The 15,575-nt window shown below is 62.5% G+C and carries 17 protein-coding genes, 1 pseudogene and 1 riboswitch; of the genes and pseudogenes, 13 read left to right on the forward strand and 5 right to left on the reverse strand.

Features of this window, described 5'->3' with window-relative positions; translation table 11 throughout:
- Positions 1–108: 108 nt before the first annotated feature.
- A complete protein-coding gene (locus GGD61_RS10535; RefSeq protein WP_018318630.1) occupies positions 109–639 on the reverse strand; it encodes a PRC-barrel domain-containing protein in 531 nt (176 codons plus the stop codon).
- A gap of 231 nt (positions 640–870) precedes the next feature.
- Positions 871–1,443, reverse strand: coding sequence for a hypothetical protein (locus GGD61_RS10540; RefSeq protein ID WP_177236970.1), 573 nt, complete (start codon positions 1,441–1,443; stop codon positions 871–873).
- Positions 1,444–1,623: 180 nt separating this feature from the next.
- Here GGD61_RS10540 and GGD61_RS10545 point away from each other — a divergent pair, with 180 nt between their 5' ends.
- Entirely contained in the window at positions 1,624–2,403 is a 780-nt protein-coding gene (locus tag GGD61_RS10545; protein WP_092253529.1) for a response regulator, read from the forward strand.
- Between the two features lie 14 nt (positions 2,404–2,417).
- Entirely contained in the window at positions 2,418–3,740 is a 1,323-nt protein-coding gene (locus tag GGD61_RS10550; RefSeq protein WP_183230675.1) for an ATP-binding protein, read from the forward strand.
- Between the two features lies 1 nt (position 3,741).
- On the opposite strand, the gene GGD61_RS10555 is transcribed toward GGD61_RS10550, so the two are convergent.
- Positions 3,742–3,957, reverse strand: a complete 216-nt coding sequence (locus GGD61_RS10555) for a hypothetical protein (protein ID WP_092253533.1) — start codon at positions 3,955–3,957, stop codon at positions 3,742–3,744.
- Positions 3,958–4,199: 242 nt separating this feature from the next.
- Between GGD61_RS10555 and GGD61_RS10560 the strand changes: the two genes are divergently transcribed.
- From GGD61_RS10560 to GGD61_RS10610, 10 genes and pseudogenes are all read left to right on the forward strand, one after another.
- Positions 4,200–4,757 (forward strand): lytic transglycosylase domain-containing protein, encoded by a 558-nt coding sequence (locus GGD61_RS10560; protein WP_183230676.1) that lies wholly within the window; start codon positions 4,200–4,202, stop codon positions 4,755–4,757.
- Positions 4,758–4,935: 178 nt separating this feature from the next.
- Positions 4,936–5,064, forward strand: a riboswitch (TPP riboswitch).
- A complete protein-coding gene (locus GGD61_RS10565; RefSeq protein WP_092253537.1) occupies positions 5,052–6,062 on the forward strand; it encodes an FAD-dependent oxidoreductase in 1,011 nt (336 codons plus the stop codon). (Overlaps the previous riboswitch by 13 nt.)
- Positions 6,053–6,250: a sulfur carrier protein ThiS gene (gene thiS, locus GGD61_RS10570; protein ID WP_018318622.1), complete on the forward strand. Its 198-nt coding sequence runs from the start codon at positions 6,053–6,055 to the stop codon at positions 6,248–6,250. Before GGD61_RS10565 ends, thiS begins: the two co-directional genes overlap by 10 nt.
- 164 nt (positions 6,251–6,414) lie before the next feature.
- Positions 6,415–7,197 (forward strand): thiazole synthase, encoded by a 783-nt coding sequence (locus GGD61_RS10575; RefSeq protein WP_092253539.1) that lies wholly within the window; start codon positions 6,415–6,417, stop codon positions 7,195–7,197.
- Positions 7,184–7,792, forward strand: a complete 609-nt coding sequence (locus tag GGD61_RS10580; RefSeq protein ID WP_092253541.1) for a thiamine phosphate synthase — start codon at positions 7,184–7,186, stop codon at positions 7,790–7,792. The genes GGD61_RS10575 and GGD61_RS10580 overlap by 14 nt, the downstream gene beginning before the upstream one ends.
- A 164-nt stretch (positions 7,793–7,956) precedes the next feature.
- Entirely contained in the window at positions 7,957–9,855 is a 1,899-nt protein-coding gene (gene thiC, locus GGD61_RS10585; RefSeq protein ID WP_092253543.1) for a phosphomethylpyrimidine synthase ThiC, read from the forward strand.
- A 135-nt stretch (positions 9,856–9,990) separates the two neighbouring features.
- A pseudogene (locus GGD61_RS40450) lies at positions 9,991–10,878 on the forward strand (ParA family protein).
- A 531-nt stretch (positions 10,879–11,409) separates the two neighbouring features.
- Positions 11,410–12,576, forward strand: coding sequence for a DUF262 domain-containing protein (locus GGD61_RS10600; RefSeq protein WP_092253547.1), 1,167 nt, complete (start codon positions 11,410–11,412; stop codon positions 12,574–12,576).
- A 1-nt stretch (position 12,577) separates the two neighbouring features.
- Positions 12,578–13,048, forward strand: coding sequence for a HEPN domain-containing protein (locus GGD61_RS10605; RefSeq protein ID WP_092253549.1), 471 nt, complete (start codon positions 12,578–12,580; stop codon positions 13,046–13,048).
- 105 nt (positions 13,049–13,153) lie between these two features.
- Positions 13,154–13,654, forward strand: coding sequence for a mismatch-specific DNA-glycosylase (locus GGD61_RS10610; RefSeq protein ID WP_092253551.1), 501 nt, complete (start codon positions 13,154–13,156; stop codon positions 13,652–13,654).
- A 118-nt stretch (positions 13,655–13,772) separates the two neighbouring features.
- Here GGD61_RS10610 and GGD61_RS10615 read toward each other — a convergent pair whose 3' ends face one another.
- Both GGD61_RS10615 and GGD61_RS10620 read right to left on the reverse strand, forming a co-directional pair.
- The gene (locus tag GGD61_RS10615) at positions 13,773–14,336 is read right to left on the reverse strand and encodes a phosphohydrolase (protein WP_409362461.1); all 564 of its coding nucleotides are present in this window, start codon (positions 14,334–14,336) and stop codon (positions 13,773–13,775) included.
- Complete coding sequence (locus GGD61_RS10620; RefSeq protein ID WP_092253553.1) at positions 14,329–14,553, reverse strand: DUF6429 family protein; 225 nt, start codon at positions 14,551–14,553, stop codon at positions 14,329–14,331. Before GGD61_RS10620 ends, GGD61_RS10615 begins: the two co-directional genes overlap by 8 nt.
- Before the next feature lie 356 nt (positions 14,554–14,909).
- On the opposite strand from GGD61_RS10620, the gene GGD61_RS10625 reads away from it, so the two are divergent.
- The gene (locus tag GGD61_RS10625; RefSeq protein WP_092253555.1) at positions 14,910–15,560 is read left to right on the forward strand and encodes a glutathione S-transferase family protein; all 651 of its coding nucleotides are present in this window, start codon (positions 14,910–14,912) and stop codon (positions 15,558–15,560) included.
- Positions 15,561–15,575: the final 15 nt, after the last annotated feature.

Genomic DNA, 15,575 nt, shown 5'->3' on the forward strand with positions numbered 1-15,575 from the left:
GAGCCGTCTCCCTCGCCGCCTCTCTAGCGGGACGAGGTAAGAGAAAGACACGACAGCGCGCCCGGCGAAAACCAGGCGCGCTTCGTTTAGGCAGTTACGCGGGCTGCATTACTCCGCGTACTTGAACTCCGGCATGTTCTTCAGCTCGTCCTTGCTGGCATTGAACACGGCGTGGTCCGGATACCACTTCGAGGTGGACGACGTCGTGGTCGCAGCCGGCCTGTCGGTGCCGGTCGCAGCGCCTGTCGTGGTCGATGCGGCGGGCTTGGCGCCCGGATTCGTGCCGGTGCCGGTATAGGCGACGGCCTCGTTGACGAACTTCAATTTCTCATAGGGCACGGCGACCAGATGCTCGCCCATGCCGAGGAAGCCGCCGACGCCGATCACGGCAATCTTGACGTTGCCGCTCTTGTCCATCAGCAGCTCGTTGATCGAGCCGATGTTCTCGTTGGCCTCGTTATAGACCTTCAGGCCCGACATCTTCGACGTACGCCACTCGCCGGAAGCGGTCGTGGTGGCCGTCGTCGCGGTGGCCGCGGTCGGCGCCTTGTCGGTGGTGGCGGTCGGCGATTGCGCGAACGCAACGGTCGCAAGCAGTGCGGTGCCGGCGAGGCCGGCGGCGATGGATTTCGTCAGCATGTTGTCCTCTCCTTCACAGAAAAAACTCGTGTGGAGAAAACAGCGCTGATCACACGCAGTTCCGTGCGCGCCGCAATTTCGTCGCGCTATGCGCGAGCGCGGAAACCTCGCAGGGACTGTTCCTGCGTCACCCAGGAACATTTTGCGGCGCACGGTTCCCCGCCGACGATCATGCGCCCTGGGTGAAGCACGATCGTGGCGAGGACTCGCGCCGACCCGCGTCGCTCAGGGTCAGCTCTTGTAGTCGATCAGAAGCGCGGAGAGGTCGGAATTGCCGGACGAACTGCCGTTGGCGCCGTAGGACGAGCTCGATGATTGCGACTGCTGCAGCGCCTGCAGGAACTGCTGGAGAATCTCGGCCGTGGAGGCATCGGTCGACGTGCTGCTGGTCGAGTCCGCAGACGACGCCGAATCCGAAGCGCTGTCGTCCGGCGGCGGACCGGGCGGAGGTCCGCCTGCACCGCCGGCGCCACCCGGCCCGCCCGGACCGCCCGCGAAGGCGGACTGAAACACGCCCTTGAGCGCTTCGGCCTGATCCGACGTCAGCGTGCCGTTCGACACCTCGTTCGAAATGAGGTCGTCGATCTTCGACTTCATGTCCTCCTTGGAGGGACGCGTGCCGCTCGACTGGTCGCTCGAGCGGCTCTGCTGGAGTGCCGTGTCGATGTCGGTCAGCGCCGTCGAGAGCGCTGACTGGTCCGACGACGAGATCGTGCCGGCGGACACTTCCGATTGCAATTCCTGCTGCAGCCGCTGCAGCGGCGAGGGGTGGTTGTTGGCGGAGGCCGCCGAAATCGAGGTCATGATGGCTCCGTGGATTTTGCGGGGTTTCGTCGCGGACCACGCCACGCTATGGTTAACGGCCTTAACGAGACCTTGCCGCTTCGCGACGGCGCGATTGCCGCCTGTTGCGGGAAGCCCGACAGAAACAATCCGAAACAAAAATCTTCGCCATTTGGCCCGAATCCTGGACAAACAAAGCGCATGGCCGTTCCCAATCCCAACATCCTGGTCGTCGAAGACGACCGCGAAACCCGGACGTTGATTGCGAAGTACCTGCGCAACAACGCCTGCAACGTCACCGCCGTGAGCGACGGCCGCGAGATGTCGCGCGCCATGGCCGATCACCGCGTCGACCTCATCATCCTCGATGTCATGCTGCCGGGCGAGGACGGCCTCAGCCTGTGCCGCAAGGTGCGTGCCGAGGCGCAGACGCCGATCATCATGCTGACCGCGCGCGGCGAGGACGTCGACCGCATCGTCGGCCTGGAGATGGGCGCCGACGACTATCTGCCGAAACCGTTCAACCCGCGCGAGCTGCTCGCCCGCATCAACGCGGTGCTGCGCCGCCAGGCCGCGGCCCAGGCGGCGAGCTCGATCGAAGGCGCCTCCACGCTCACCTTCGAGGGCTGGCACATCGACCTGCGCCTGCGCGAATTGCGCAATCCCGAAGGCGCGCGCGTCGCGGTGACCAGCGCCGAGTTCGATCTCCTGCGCACGTTCTGCGAACGGCCCGGCCGCGTGCTGTCACGCGACAGCCTGCTCGACCTCACGCAAGGGCGCAGCACCGGTTCGTTCGAACGCTCCATCGACGTTCTGGTCAGCCGCATCCGCCGCAAGATCGAGCCCAATCCAACCGATCCCACGCTCATCAAGACGGTGCGCTCCGGCGGCTATCTGTTCACGCCGCGAACGCAGGTGGCGAGTCCTCAAGGCACTCAAGCAGCGAGCATTGAAGCGGTTGCGGCGCCCCTGAGCAGTTGAAGGGGACGCCAACGATGAAGCCGTTCGGATTCTTCCACCTCAAGGGGATCGGCGGGCAGATCGCCGCGCTGGTGCTGGCTTCGACCGTCGCGCTCCATCTCGTCGTCACCACCGCCTTCCTGATCAGCCGGCCCGACCGCCCCGACACGCCGCCGGACGGCGCCCATCAGCTGACCGATGCCGCGCTGCTGCTCGGCTCGGCCGAGGCCGGCGAGCGTCCGCGCCTCGTCGCCGATCTCGCGCGCGCCTTCCCCAAGCTCGGCATCGAAATGCTCGCCCCCGGCACCGCAAGCGTCGCAGAGAGCGACAATCAGCATCTGCGCGGGATGCGCCGTCATCTCGGACGCGGCTACAGGGCGGTCCAGCTGACCTTGGGCGGCACAGCATCCCGCGTCGGCGTCGAGTTGCCCGACGGCACCGTGATCGCCGGACATGTCGAGGGCGACCCGCGCCCGTGGTTCTGGGGCGGCCCCTGGCTGACGGCGCTGATGACCGCCTTCATCTGCGTCAGCGTGCTCGGCCTGTGGGCGGTGCGCGCGCTGGCAGCACCGCTATCGTCATTCGCCAACGCCGCCGAGAATTTCAGCGTCGACGGCGAGGCGGAGCCGCTGCCGGAGCGCGGCCCGGAGGAGATCCGCTCGGTAGCGCGCGCGCTCAACCGCATGCATGAGCGGATCGCCCGGCTGATGTCGGATCGCACCCGGATGCTGGCCGCGATCAGCCACGATCTGCGCACGCCAATCACGCGGCTGCGCCTGCGCGCCGAATTCATCGAGGACGAGGGCAACCGCAAGCGCATGCTGATGGACCTCGATCAGATGCGCGCGATGCTGGAATCGGTGCTGTCGCTGTTGCGCAACGACCGCAAGGTCGAGGCGGTTACGCTGGTCGACATCGCCAGCACGCTCCAGCTCGTCGCCGACCAGTTCGGCGACATGGGCCATGTCGTGCATTACGACGGGCCGGCGTCCGCGACCGCCGCCGCGCGGCCCGACGATCTGCATCGCGGTGTCACCAACCTGGTCGAGAACGCCGTGCGCTTCGGCGCCGAGGTGACGATCCGCCTCGACATCTCGGGTACCACGCTCGTCATCGACGTCGAGGACGACGGCCCCGGCATTTCTGATGCGCGAAAGCAGGAGATGCTGGAGCCGTTCGTGCGCGGCGACGATGCGCGCACCATGGACGAATCCACCGGCTTCGGGCTCGGCCTGTCGATCGCGCGCGCCATCGCGCTCGCCCATGGCGGCGAGCTGTCGCTGCACGACCGCAACCCACATGGACTAATCGTACGAATGCAATTGCCGCTTTGGCAGCAGCCGCGGCTCGCCGCCTAACTCACGCCGCGAGCGGCGGGTGCTCGATCGCGGTCTCGTCGAAGATGGCCATCGCCTCGAAGCGATAATTGCAGGCGTGGCAATTCCAGAGATAGGAGACGCGTCCCTCGCCCGGCTCGATCCAGTCAGGCTGCGGGATCGGCGCGCCACATTGGGCACAGGGGTTCTGTCTGGGGATGTCGCCGGCATACAGCCTGGCCATGTTTGATTTTGTCATGGCACCTCTCCCGATTTGCAGCGTCTTCTTACTCGCTTTCGCTGGCACGCGCGAATAGACAGGCGTGCTGCCGCGAGCGGGGATCGTCCGTCCCCGAAGCTCTCTTGCGCCAGCTTTGAGTCGTAACCGCGGCTCGGCACCGCAAAATCGGGCGATGGCGGCGTTTGGTCACATCATCGCCGCGTTCGGAAGGCCTAACGGCGGCTGGGCGCAGGTCACCTAGGGGACCTCAGGGATATCTGATGAAAATTTTATGCATTGCCGCGCTGCTCGCGGCCGGATTGACATTGCCGCAGGCTGCAGTCGCGGGCGAAGCCGAATATGCCGAGATGGTCGCGGCCCATGCCCGCGCCAACGGCGTGCCGGAAGCGCTGGTGCATCGCGTGATCATGCGCGAGAGCCGCTACCAGCCGCACCTCGTCGGCCGCGGCGGCACCATCGGGCTGATGCAGATCAAGCTCGCGACCGCCCGCGGGGTCGGCTACACCGGCGACGCCGCCGGCCTGCGCGATCCCAACACCAACCTCACGTATGCCGTGAAATACCTCGCCGGCGCCTATCGCGCCGCCAACGGCGACCATGCCCGGGCCGTGCGTTATTTCGCCGGCGGCTATTACTACGCCGCCAATCGCCAGCGGCAGCAGGCCGTGCAAATCGCCAATATGGGCGATACCAATATGGGCAATATGGGCCAACCCTGGCTCGAGCCCAACGGCAACCCGCAGCCGATGTTCGGCGCCACTCCGCACAGGAAGCTGGCCCAGCGTGTCCGCAATGCGCGGGCGCAAGCCTCGCAATAGCCGCTCGTGTCCCGGACGCGCTGCAGCGCGTAGCGTTGCTGCGCAGCGCCGGGACCCAGCATCCCTGCATCAGCATGGGCCCCGGCTCAGCAGCGCAGCACTGCGTGATGCGCTGCGTCCGGGGCATGAGGGTTCCCGCAACACGCGTTGACCACCCCGCCTCCGTGGCATACATTAGAGCCGTTCCGAGGGGTGCTCCGAGGAGGAGCTGAGATACCGCTAAATGGGCAATAACGCCCAGGACCGCGGTGACCCTTTGAACCTGATCCGGGTCATGCCGGCGAAGGGACAGGGATGTTGCAAACGACCAAGCGACCGGACTCACCGGTATCCATCATCGGCGCAGGCATCGCCGGAGCCTGGCAAGCCCTGCTGTTCGCGCAGGCCGGCCATGCCGTGACCTTGCACGAGCGCGGTGACGAGGCGATGACGGACGCCACCAGCCATTGGGCCGGCGGCATGCTCGCGCCCTATTGCGAGGCCGAGGTCGCCGAACCCATCATCAGCCGCCTCGGGCTGCGCTCGCTCGACCTCTGGCGGCGCGAGCTGCCCGACACGCCCTTCAACGGCTCGCTGGTCGTCGCACATCCGCGCGAACGCAACGATTTCGAGCGTTTTGCGCGCATGACCGAGGACCACCGCCGGCTCGATGCCTCAGGCCTCGCCGCGCTCGAACCCTCGCTGGAGGGCCGCTTCCGCGACGCGCTGTTCTTCCCGGCCGAGGGCCATGTCGAGCCGCGCCGCGTGCTGCCGCAGTTGCACGATCGCATCCGCGCCGCCGGCGGCACCATCAAATTCTCCAGCGACGTCGCAGCCGGGGATCTCGACGGCATCGTGATCGACTGCCGCGGCCTTGGCGCCCGCGACGAGCAGAGCGAGCTTCGCGGCGTCAAGGGCGAGATGATCCTGATCGAGACAGACGAGGTGCAGCTTGCGCGCCCGGTGCGGCTGATGCATCCGCGCTGGCCGCTTTACGTGATCCCGCGCGAGGACAATCTGTTCATGCTGGGCGCGACCTCGATCGAGGCCGAGGACACCGGCGTCAGCGTCCGCTCCGCGCTGGAGCTTTTGGGCGCGGCCTACGCCGTGCACCCCGCCTTCGGCGAGGCCCGCATCGTCGAATTCGGCTCGGGGCTGCGTCCCGCCTATCCCGACAATCTGCCGCGCATCGGCATTCGCGGCAAGACGATCTCCGTCAACGGACTCTACCGCCACGGCTTCCTGATCGCGCCGGCGCTCGCCGAGCTGACGCTCGCCTATGTCGAGCGCGGCCAGATCGACAACGAGGTGATGCGATGCTTGTGATCGTCAACGGCGAGCAGCGCGAGGTGACTTCGGGAAGCGTCGATGCGCTGCTCTCGGAGCTCGACTACGAGGGCACCCATTTCGCGATCGCGCTGAACTACGACGTCGTGCCGAAGAGCCGCTGGGCCGAGACGGCACTGAAGGCCGGCGACGAGATCGAGATCATCACGCCGCGGCAGGGAGGGTGAGGTGATGCCTGTCGCCACAAACGACGCCGTCATCCTGAGGTGCGAGCCGTCTTCGGCTCGCCTCGAAGGATGGCCGCAAGCGGCGCTGTCATCCTTCGAGACGCGCAAGTGCGCGCACCTCAGGATGACGGTCTGTGCAAGTCGCCCGCAAGGAAATTGAAGCCATGGTGACCTTCTACGGCAAATCCTTCGCCTCCCGCCTGCTGATCGGCAGCGCGCTCTATCCCTCGCCTGCGATCATGCAGGAAGCGATCCGCGCCTCCGGCTCGAACATCGTCACGGTGTCGCTGCGGCGCGAATCCGCCGGCGGCAAGACCGGGGACGCGTTCTGGAAGCTGATCCGCGAGCTCGACGTCACCGTGCTGCCGAACACCGCGGGATGCCGCAGCGTGCGCGAGGCCGTGACCACGGCAAAGCTCGCGCGCGAATTGTTCGGGACGAGCTGGATCAAGCTCGAGGTGATCGCCGACAACGACACGCTGCAGCCCGATGTCGTCGGCCTCGTCGAAGCTGCCACCATCCTGATCAAGGACGGCTTTGAAGTGTTCCCCTATTGCACCGAGGATCTCTCGGTCGCCAACCGCCTGGTCGATGCCGGCTGCAAGGTGGTGATGCCGTGGGCAGCTCCGATCGGCAGCGCGAAGGGCATCACCAATCGCGATGCCTTGAGGCTGCTGCGCGAGCGCCTGCCCGACATCACGCTGGTGGTCGACGCCGGCCTCGGCGCTCCCAGCCACGCCGCGCAGGCGCTGGAGCTCGGCTATGACGCCGTGCTGCTCAACACCGCGATCGCCAAAGCCGCCGATCCCGTCGCGATGGCAAACGCCTTCCGCCTCGGCTGTGATGCCGGCCGCACCGCTTATGAAGCCGGGCTGATGAACGCCCGCGACTTCGCCTCCCCCTCCACCCCTGTCGTTGGGACTCCGTTCTGGCATGCCGTATCCTGATCGATTTTATCCCGTCGTCGACAACCTCAAATGGGTCGAGCGACTGACAAAGCTCGGCGTCGGCACCATCCAGCTGCGCGCCAAGGAGCTCAACGACGCCGACGCGCTGCAGATCGTCACCGACGCGCTGGCCATCACCAAGGATACGCAAGCCAAGCTGGTCGTGAACGACTATTGGCGCGCCGCCGTCGTCGCCGGCGCGAAATATCTGCATCTCGGCCAGGAGGATCTGGCGGAAGCCGACCTCAAGGCCATCCGCGAGGCCGGCCTTTCGCTCGGCATCTCCACCCATGACGATGCCGAGCTTGAAACCGCGCTCGAGGCCAAGCCCGACTATGTCGCGCTCGGCCCGATCTTCTTCACCACACTTAAATCGATGCGCTTCGAGCCGCAGGGCATTCCGAAGATCACCGAATGGAAGAAGCGCATCGGCAACATCCCGCTGGTCGCGATCGGCGGCATCAAGTTCGAGCACGCCGCGGAGATATTTGCGGCGGGCGCGGACTCGATCGCAGTGGTGAGCGATGTGACGCAGAACGCCGATCCCGATGCGCGCGTGCGGCAATGGCTCGGCCAATCAGCGGAGGATGCATGATGCAGGTCCGCCCCTATTCGACCCGTCACCCTGAGGTGGCCGCTTCTTCAGCGGCCCTCGAAGGGCGACGGCCCGGCTCTTTCATCCTTCGAGGCTCGCGTTCCGCGAGCACCTCAGGATGACGAGATCGAATATCTCACAACAGAATTAAACCGGAGGATCCCATGAACATCCGCTCCAATCCCGAGAAAACCGTCCCCGCCGTCACCACCGGCCCCCTTCCCTCCTCGCGAAAAATCTTCGCCTCGCCGGACGCTGCGCCCGACCTGCGCGTGCCGCTGCGCGAGATCATCCTGTCCGAAGGCGCGGGCGAGCCGAACCTGCCGGTCTACGACACCTCGGGCCCTTACACCGATCCGTCCGTGACCATCGACGTCAACGCCGGCCTTGCCCGCAATCGCAAGCAATGGGTGCTGGAGCGCGGCGGCGTCGAGGAATATCACGGCCGGCAGATCAAGCCGGAGGACAACGGCAGCGTCTCCACCGACAACGCCGCGCGCGCCTTCAGCGCCTATCACCAGCCGCTACGCGGCCTCGACGGTCACAAGATCACCCAGCTCGAATTCGCCCGCGCCGGCATCATCACCAAGGAGATGATCTACGTCGCCGCCCGCGAGAACCTCGGCCGCAAGCAGCAGCTCGAGCGCGCGGAAGCAGCCCTCGCCGACGGCGAGAGCTTCGGCGCCGCCGTGCCCGCCTTCATCACCCCGGAGTTCGTTCGCGACGAGATCGCGCGCGGCCGCGCCATCATCCCCTCCAACATCAACCACAGTGAACTCGAGCCGATGATCATCGGCCGCAACTTCCTGACCAAGATCAACGCCAATATCGGCAACTCGGCCGTGACCTCGTCCGTCGAGGAAGAGGTCGAGAAGATGGTGTGGGCGATCCGCTGGGGCGCCGACACCGTGATGGACCTCTCGACCGGCCGCAACATCCACACCACCCGCGAATGGATCCTGCGCAACTCGCCGGTGCCGATCGGCACCGTCCCCATTTATCAGGCGCTGGAGAAGTGCAACGGCGATCCGGTGGCGCTCACCTGGGAGCTCTACAAGGACACGCTGATCGAGCAGTGCGAGCAGGGCGTCGACTATTTCACCATCCACGCCGGCGTCCGCCTGCAATACATCCATCTCACCGCCAACCGCGTCACCGGCATCGTCTCCAGAGGCGGCTCGATCATGGCGAAGTGGTGCCTGGCGCATCACAAGGAGAGCTTCCTCTATACGCATTTCGACGAGATCTGCGACCTCATGCGCAAGTATGACGTCTCGTTCTCGCTCGGCGACGGCCTGCGCCCCGGCTCGATCGCGGACGCCAACGACCGCGCGCAGTTCGCGGAGCTGGAGACGCTCGGCGAGCTCACCAAGATTGCGTGGGACAAGGGCTGCCAGGTCATGATCGAAGGCCCCGGCCACGTGCCGATGCACAAGATCAAGATCAACATGGACAAGCAGCTCAAGGAGTGCGGCGAAGCGCCGTTCTACACGCTTGGACCTCTGACCACCGATATCGCGCCGGGCTACGACCACATCACCTCGGGTATCGGCGCCGCCATGATCGGCTGGTTCGGCTGCGCCATGCTCTGCTACGTCACGCCGAAAGAGCATCTCGGCCTGCCCGATCGCAACGACGTCAAGGTCGGCGTCATCACCTACAAGATCGCCGCCCACGCGTCCGATCTCGCCAAGGGCCACCCCGCAGCCCAACTGCGCGACGACGCCCTCTCCCGCGCGAGGTTCGACTTCCGCTGGAGCGACCAGTTCAACCTCGGCCTCGACCCTGACACGGCCAAGAACTTCCACGACGAGACCCTGCCCAAGGAAGCCCACAAGGTCGCCCATTTCTGCTCGATGTGCGGCCCAAAATTCTGCTCGATGAAGATCACGCAGGACGTGCGGGACTACGCGGCGACGCTGAACGATCCGAACAGCGTGGGCATGTCGCTGGCCGGCACCGCCGAGGACGGCATGGCCAAGATGAGCGCGAAGTTCAAGGAGATGGGGAGCAGCGTTTATCTGGATGCGGAGAAGGTGAAGGAGAGCAATCGGGTGTTGTGAGGGGGCAAGCCCGTTTTCACCTAGAAGCCTAAAGATAGAGCGCTTAGACCATCGGCCGGCAACTTTTAGTTGCCGACCGATTTATTTTCAGCCAAGCTAACCTCATTTGATTTTTGGCCATTTAGGGGGAAGGTCATGGCAGGCAATAAGAGCCCTAAGACAATTGCGACTATCAATTTTAAAGGCGGCGTGGGGAAAACAACGGTTACCTGGTGTCTCGCCGATACGCTTGCCACTTACTCCAATGCAAGCGTTCTCATGTTCGACCTCGATGCGCAAATGTCACTTACACAGGCTGTTGGCCTTAACGAGGACAGCGGCTCACTGCATGCAGCATTTGGCAGCTGGTACGACAAAAGCGTCTCTGACCGTCGGACAATCTTTGATGCGATTGATCAATACACGAAGCCATGAGCTCACTTCGATTTTCCGATAGCGTACGACTTTATCTATCAGATTACGAAGGGTCTTCACTTCGTTCCCTCGGTAGAGGACCTCTATTGGCTCGAACTGGAAGTTTTTGATCGGGACCAGATGAAGGACTTTATGCGCAGGCTACTCGGCAAAATTCATCACTCAAGCAAAGTCACCGACTATGACTATGTTCTGTTCGATTGCCCGCCTTCATTCACGCTCCTTTCGTACAGCGTACTGTCATGCTGCGATTTGGTCCTCATCCCGGTCAACCCAGACTTCTTTGCATCAAGGGGCGTCAGCTTGTTGTTGAATTCGCTTAAGATGCGAATAGAACCCCACCCAACTCCGCAGATCGCGGTCTTCATGAACAAGACTAAGACGTGGGCCAACTCACCAACAAAAGAAACTACATTCTACATGCGGCAAATTCAGCAGATCTGCGACCGCGCGACTAAAGATCACGGCATCCGTGCAAAATTCTTCGATGATGCATGGGTACGTGAGAGAGTAGGCATTAAGCGAGCCATTACCGGCGGCGGCGTACCGGCGGATTTAGTCGCCGATTTTCAGACGCTCTGGAGTGCGTGTTTGGGGGTGATTAAGTGACAAATGAAGCACCATTTCGGAGTTCTGACGAAGAGATTGAAAAGCTCTTGGAGGAATGCGGGGAGCTTAAGAGGACACTTAAGACCATTAGTTCCCAGCTTTCCCGGATGGAGAACCGGATAAAGGCCGCGTTTCCAGCTGCGGCCAAGAAGATTAAGGAGCAGCGGCAAGCACGGCCAGCGCAGAGGGAAAGCACTCTCTCAGCCGATCAAGCGGTGGCCGAGTTCGACAAGATTGTACAGCTCGCCTCTTCAGGAGCCACATCTGAGGCAGAGACTTATCTTGCTCGCCGTCCTTCTGCCGACCTACTCTCAATAGCGAGAGAAGTTGGCGTTACATTTCCCAGTAACAAACCTTCGGTTCGCGCTATGCTTGACGCAATTCTCGGTAAAGTCCGAGAGAGCCTACTCTTGTCACGTCATAGTCGTCGAGAATGAACAACTTGCCAGCTGACATCTTGCAGTGGACAGAACTGCGGCACTCGGCAAGGCGAACGATGCATTCGCAAACCTCATTCGAACGGGAGTTTTCATGGCCAAAACACTATTCGACGAAATTGAGCATTCCGATGCAGCAGCAGCTACTGAAGACAAGCTAGCACTTGAGCAGGTCTCCGACGAACTGAACGTCATCGACGAGACGGAAGACGAAAAGCTAGCACCAACACGCTTTCGGATCACGTCTTATGGCGCCGACCTTTCCGTGTTTGATCTTAGACGACGACTTGGACATGAAATTCTCATCCCTGCGCCATTTCAGCGGAAATTTGTCTGGACCCAACGCCAAGCATCGCGATTTGTCGAATCTATTCTCCTTGGCCTCCCTGTGCCTGGTATCTTTGTCTATCTGAAGGATAAGAAGCAACTCATCGTCGATGGACAACAGCGGCTGATTACTTTGGACAGATTTCTGTCAGGAACTTGGGAGACGAAGACTCGAAAGCAAGGAGGGAAGGACGTTGAAGTCGTCACGCCGTTCGATCTGGTAGATGTGGATCCTGCATGGGAAGGGAGGACATTCCAGAAATTGGACAAAGACGATCGAGACGAAATCGAGAACTACCTCATTCATGCGACGATATTTCGTCAAGATCATCCAAAGGCTAAAGATCGCAGCATCTACGAGGTCTTTGAAAGAATTAACACCGGCGGCCTTCGTCTCTCGCCCCAGGAAATAAGAGCGTGCGTTAGCCACGGCACCTTCGTCGTAAAGTTGGGCGAAGCTGCTGAGCTTCCGAATTGGCGCAGAATTTATGGCAGAAGGAGTCCACGACTGAAGGACGAAGAACTGATCCTTCGGTTCTTTGCATTACTGCACGCCGTCGACAGCTATAAGCGACCGATGCGCGTCTTTCTTGATGACTATCTCGAGGCAAACAAAGACATATCCGACCAATCCTTCGCCGATCTTGTAGCTCTTTTTGTAAGGACACTAGATGTCTTCTATGATGTTTTAGGAGATCGAGCATTTCGTCCGGAGAAGGCCATCAATGCCGCGGTCTTTGATGCAATGATGATCGGTTGCGCCAAGCGGCTCCAGAATGGCAATGTTAGTAACAAAGACGAATTCGCCAATGCGTACGCTGCACTTCTTGCAGACGAAACTTTTCGTCGCAACTATCAACGAGCAACGGCGGACGAAGAGAGCGTTAAGAATCGTATCAAGCTTGCAACATCGGCTTTCGCCAGTGTGACGTAAGATGAGAAGTCATGGCATTTTGGATCAAGTCGACAATCTAATTTCCCAAGCCAAAAGCGCTCCAATCAGCCTTCCCGGAGGCGATGGCGACTTCATTCAATCGCAGTTGGTTCGTTATGGTTGTCTTCTGACGTGCGCAGCTATCGAACAGGCATTGATCGATACTGCGGTGTCTTACGCTGATAGATTTGGTGACGATCGCCTGAGCGCCTTTGTTTCCGAGTCGCTTAAGACGGGAAGGAATCCTTCCCCCGGATATATCAAGGAGACTCTTTCGAGGTTCGACCCAGACTGGGGGTCTCACATTGGATCCGTAATCGATGCCGTAGGCGAAGATAAGATAAAGTCCATTGTTTCCAATAGGAACCGCATTGCGCATGGCGAAAGTGTCTCGATGGGAGTCACTTCCCTATTGCAGTGGGTGCCGGCGGCGCGGCAGCTTTGTTTGGAAATCGTCAAGTTTGCCAAATAAGATCGCAGGATAGCGCATTCTTCGCGTTGAGCTGCAGACAAATGCGGCTTTCCGGTTTGGGGCTCAGTCGGGCAACGCGCAACACCAACGATCTATGGTCCGTGTTTGACCCACCGCCTCCCCGACCAGCTCCGCCCCAACCTCCGCCTCGTCTTCGTCGGCACCGCCGCCTCGACGCGCTCGGCTGAAGTCGGACACTACTACGCCCATCCCGGCAACCGCTTCTGGCGCGCGATCCATGAGGCCGGCATCACGCCACGGCGGTATCAGCCAAGCGAGTTCGCATCGCTGATCGCGCTCGGGATCGGCTTCACCGATCTCTGCAAGACGGGCGCCGGGATGGATCACCAGATCGCGGCGGAGACGATCGACGTATCAGGCTTCAGGGCGAAGATCGAAAAATATCGGCCGCGGACGATTGCGTTCACGAGCAAGAAGGCGGCGAGCTTGTTTTACGGCCGGCCGTCAGTTGCGATAGCGCTGGGGCGGCAGGCGCGCGATGAGAGCTGGCCGGAGATCTTCGTGCTGCCGTCGCCGTCGGGTGCGGCGTCCGGGCATTGGACGATTGAGCCGTGGCGTGAGCTTGCGGCGCGGATCGCTGCGTAGGGTGGGCAAAGGCGCTCTTGCGCCGTGGCCACGATCTTTCCATGGGTCCGGCAGGACGTGGGCACGGCGCGCGAAGGGCGCGCCTTTGCCCACCCGCCTTTGCCCACCCTACGGCACTTCAGCCCAACGCCTTCAGCTCCCGCGCGAGGTTGACGCGGGCTTGCCGATCGAACCTCGCGGCGAAATCCGGATCGGGAAAGATCACCTCGCGTGCAGCAAAATGGCGAAGCACGCGGGCACGGCCGATGCGATAGTCGTCTTCGCCGACGTGGATGAATTCCCGGCGGATCGCGGCGGCATAGGCGTCGTAGCGCGCGGCATCAGTGCCGAGAATGCTGAGGTCGATCGAGATCAGGATCGCACCGAGACGATCGCCGGCGGCAATTTCGTGCGTCTTGGTAAGGCGGATCAGGCGGCCGACCTCCTGACGAAGCTCGGCGCGGACATGCTGCTCGGCGAGCTCCGCGCTGCGCTCCTCGTTATCCGACCGGGTCGGGTCGTACACGACGTCGTGCCACCAGATCGCCTCCGACAGCGTCTCGCGCTCGGCGGCCGAAAGACCTTCGACACCCGCGAGCGCGGCGAGGCAATCCTCGATATGCGCGAGATTGTGATAGTGGCGGCCGGGCGCCGCATAGGCCGCGGCCAACTGTTCCCGATTCATCGGCAAGGCATCATTCATCGAACAGTTCCTTGAACAGCCTCTTCGCACGTTCGAGGCCTTCCTCCGTAAACACCACGGATTTCACCTTGCCGACGGGATCGTCAATCATGCCCTTGTCATGCAGGCGGCCGAGCACGTCCCAATCAAACCCCTTCCAGGCCCGATAGCCGTCGTGCAGAGTCAGGTAAAGCAGGGCGAGCGCCGCGTCGTCGATCTTGTCGTTGTTGATGGCCATCGTGATCTCCTCCGGAGCGGGCGGAGGATATCCTATTGCGTAACAGGCAATCTGCAATGGCGACTCAGCGGCGTGGGGTGGGCAAAGGCGCTCTTGCGCCGTGCCCACGATCTTTCCGTGGGTCCGGCAACGCGTGGGCACGGCGCGAAGAGCGCGCCTTTGCCCACCCTACGGGACTGGTCGTTTCGGTACGGGGACCAACCGCAACAGATAAATCACGCGGTATGGGTCCCGTCGTTCGCCGGGACGACACCGTTGGTTTGGCAGCACGCGAGATAAGAATCGAACCGTTGTCGGAATCCGCACCAGCCGTTCGTCCTCTGCAAAGCTAAACGGCGATCAACCCGGAGCCCTAGATGCCCCCCACCATCACCGCCTTCGAAAACTCCCCCGACCGCGGCCGGGGACAGGCGCGCGACATGCGGGTTCGCTGGGCGTTCGAGGAAGTCGGGCAACCTTACGACGTTCACCTTGTCTCGTTCGCCGAGATGAAGGCGCCGGCGCACCGCGCGCGGCATCCGTTCGGGCAGATTCCGACCTATGAGGATGGCGATCTCACTCTGTTCGAGTCGGGCGCAATCGTGCTGCATATCGCAGAACGCCACGATGGCTTGCTGCCGAAGGACGCCAATGCGCGCGCCCGCGCGATCGCCTGGATGTTCGCTGCGCTGAGCACGGCGGAGCCGCCGATCGTCGAGCTCACCATGGCCATGCTGTTCGAGCGCGACAGGAACTGGTACGCGGAGCGGCTGCCCATGCTGCAGGAGCGCGTCCGTGTCAGGCTCGGCGAATTGTCCCGCCACATCGGTGGTGCCGACTGGCTCGACGGCGCGTTCAGCGCCGGCGACCTCATGATGGTGACGGTGCTGCGGCGGCTGAACACATCTGGCCTGGTGGACGAATATCCCGAGATCGCCGCCTATGTCGCGCGCGGTGAAGCGCGGCCGGCGTTCAAGCGGGCGTTCGATGCGCAGCTTGCGGTGTTTAGGGCTGCATCACAGTCGTAGTGTGGATTAGCCCCG

The organism is Bradyrhizobium sp. SBR1B, from assembly GCF_014198205.1.
Lineage (GTDB): Bacteria > Pseudomonadota > Alphaproteobacteria > Rhizobiales > Xanthobacteraceae > Bradyrhizobium.

Bases quoted from the DNA above. Each gene is read 5' to 3' on its own strand.
- GGD61_RS10540 (WP_177236970.1), bottom strand. From the start codon at position 1,443: ATGACCTCGATTTCGGCGGCCTCCGCCAACAACCACCCCTCGCCGCTG.
- GGD61_RS10565 (WP_092253537.1), top strand. From the start codon at position 5,052: ATGTTGCAAACGACCAAGCGACCGGACTCACCGGTATCCATCATCGGC.
- GGD61_RS10605 (WP_092253549.1), top strand. From the start codon at position 12,578: ATGAGAAGTCATGGCATTTTGGATCAAGTCGACAATCTAATTTCCCAA.
- thiC (WP_092253543.1), top strand. From the start codon at position 7,957: ATGAACATCCGCTCCAATCCCGAGAAAACCGTCCCCGCCGTCACCACC.
- GGD61_RS10575 (WP_092253539.1), top strand. From the start codon at position 6,415: ATGGTGACCTTCTACGGCAAATCCTTCGCCTCCCGCCTGCTGATCGGC.
- GGD61_RS10560 (WP_183230676.1), top strand. From the start codon at position 4,200: ATGAAAATTTTATGCATTGCCGCGCTGCTCGCGGCCGGATTGACATTG.
- GGD61_RS10600 (WP_092253547.1), top strand. From the start codon at position 11,410: ATGGCCAAAACACTATTCGACGAAATTGAGCATTCCGATGCAGCAGCA.
- GGD61_RS10545 (WP_092253529.1), top strand. From the start codon at position 1,624: ATGGCCGTTCCCAATCCCAACATCCTGGTCGTCGAAGACGACCGCGAA.
- GGD61_RS10625 (WP_092253555.1), top strand. From the start codon at position 14,910: ATGCCCCCCACCATCACCGCCTTCGAAAACTCCCCCGACCGCGGCCGG.
- GGD61_RS10535 (WP_018318630.1), bottom strand. From the start codon at position 639: ATGCTGACGAAATCCATCGCCGCCGGCCTCGCCGGCACCGCACTGCTT.
- GGD61_RS10550 (WP_183230675.1), top strand. From the start codon at position 2,418: ATGAAGCCGTTCGGATTCTTCCACCTCAAGGGGATCGGCGGGCAGATC.
- GGD61_RS10555 (WP_092253533.1), bottom strand. From the start codon at position 3,957: ATGACAAAATCAAACATGGCCAGGCTGTATGCCGGCGACATCCCCAGA.
- thiS (WP_018318622.1), top strand. From the start codon at position 6,053: ATGCTTGTGATCGTCAACGGCGAGCAGCGCGAGGTGACTTCGGGAAGC.
- GGD61_RS10580 (WP_092253541.1), top strand. From the start codon at position 7,184: ATGCCGTATCCTGATCGATTTTATCCCGTCGTCGACAACCTCAAATGG.
- GGD61_RS10620 (WP_092253553.1), bottom strand. From the start codon at position 14,553: ATGGCCATCAACAACGACAAGATCGACGACGCGGCGCTCGCCCTGCTT.
- GGD61_RS10615 (WP_409362461.1), bottom strand. From the start codon at position 14,336: ATGAATGATGCCTTGCCGATGAATCGGGAACAGTTGGCCGCGGCCTAT.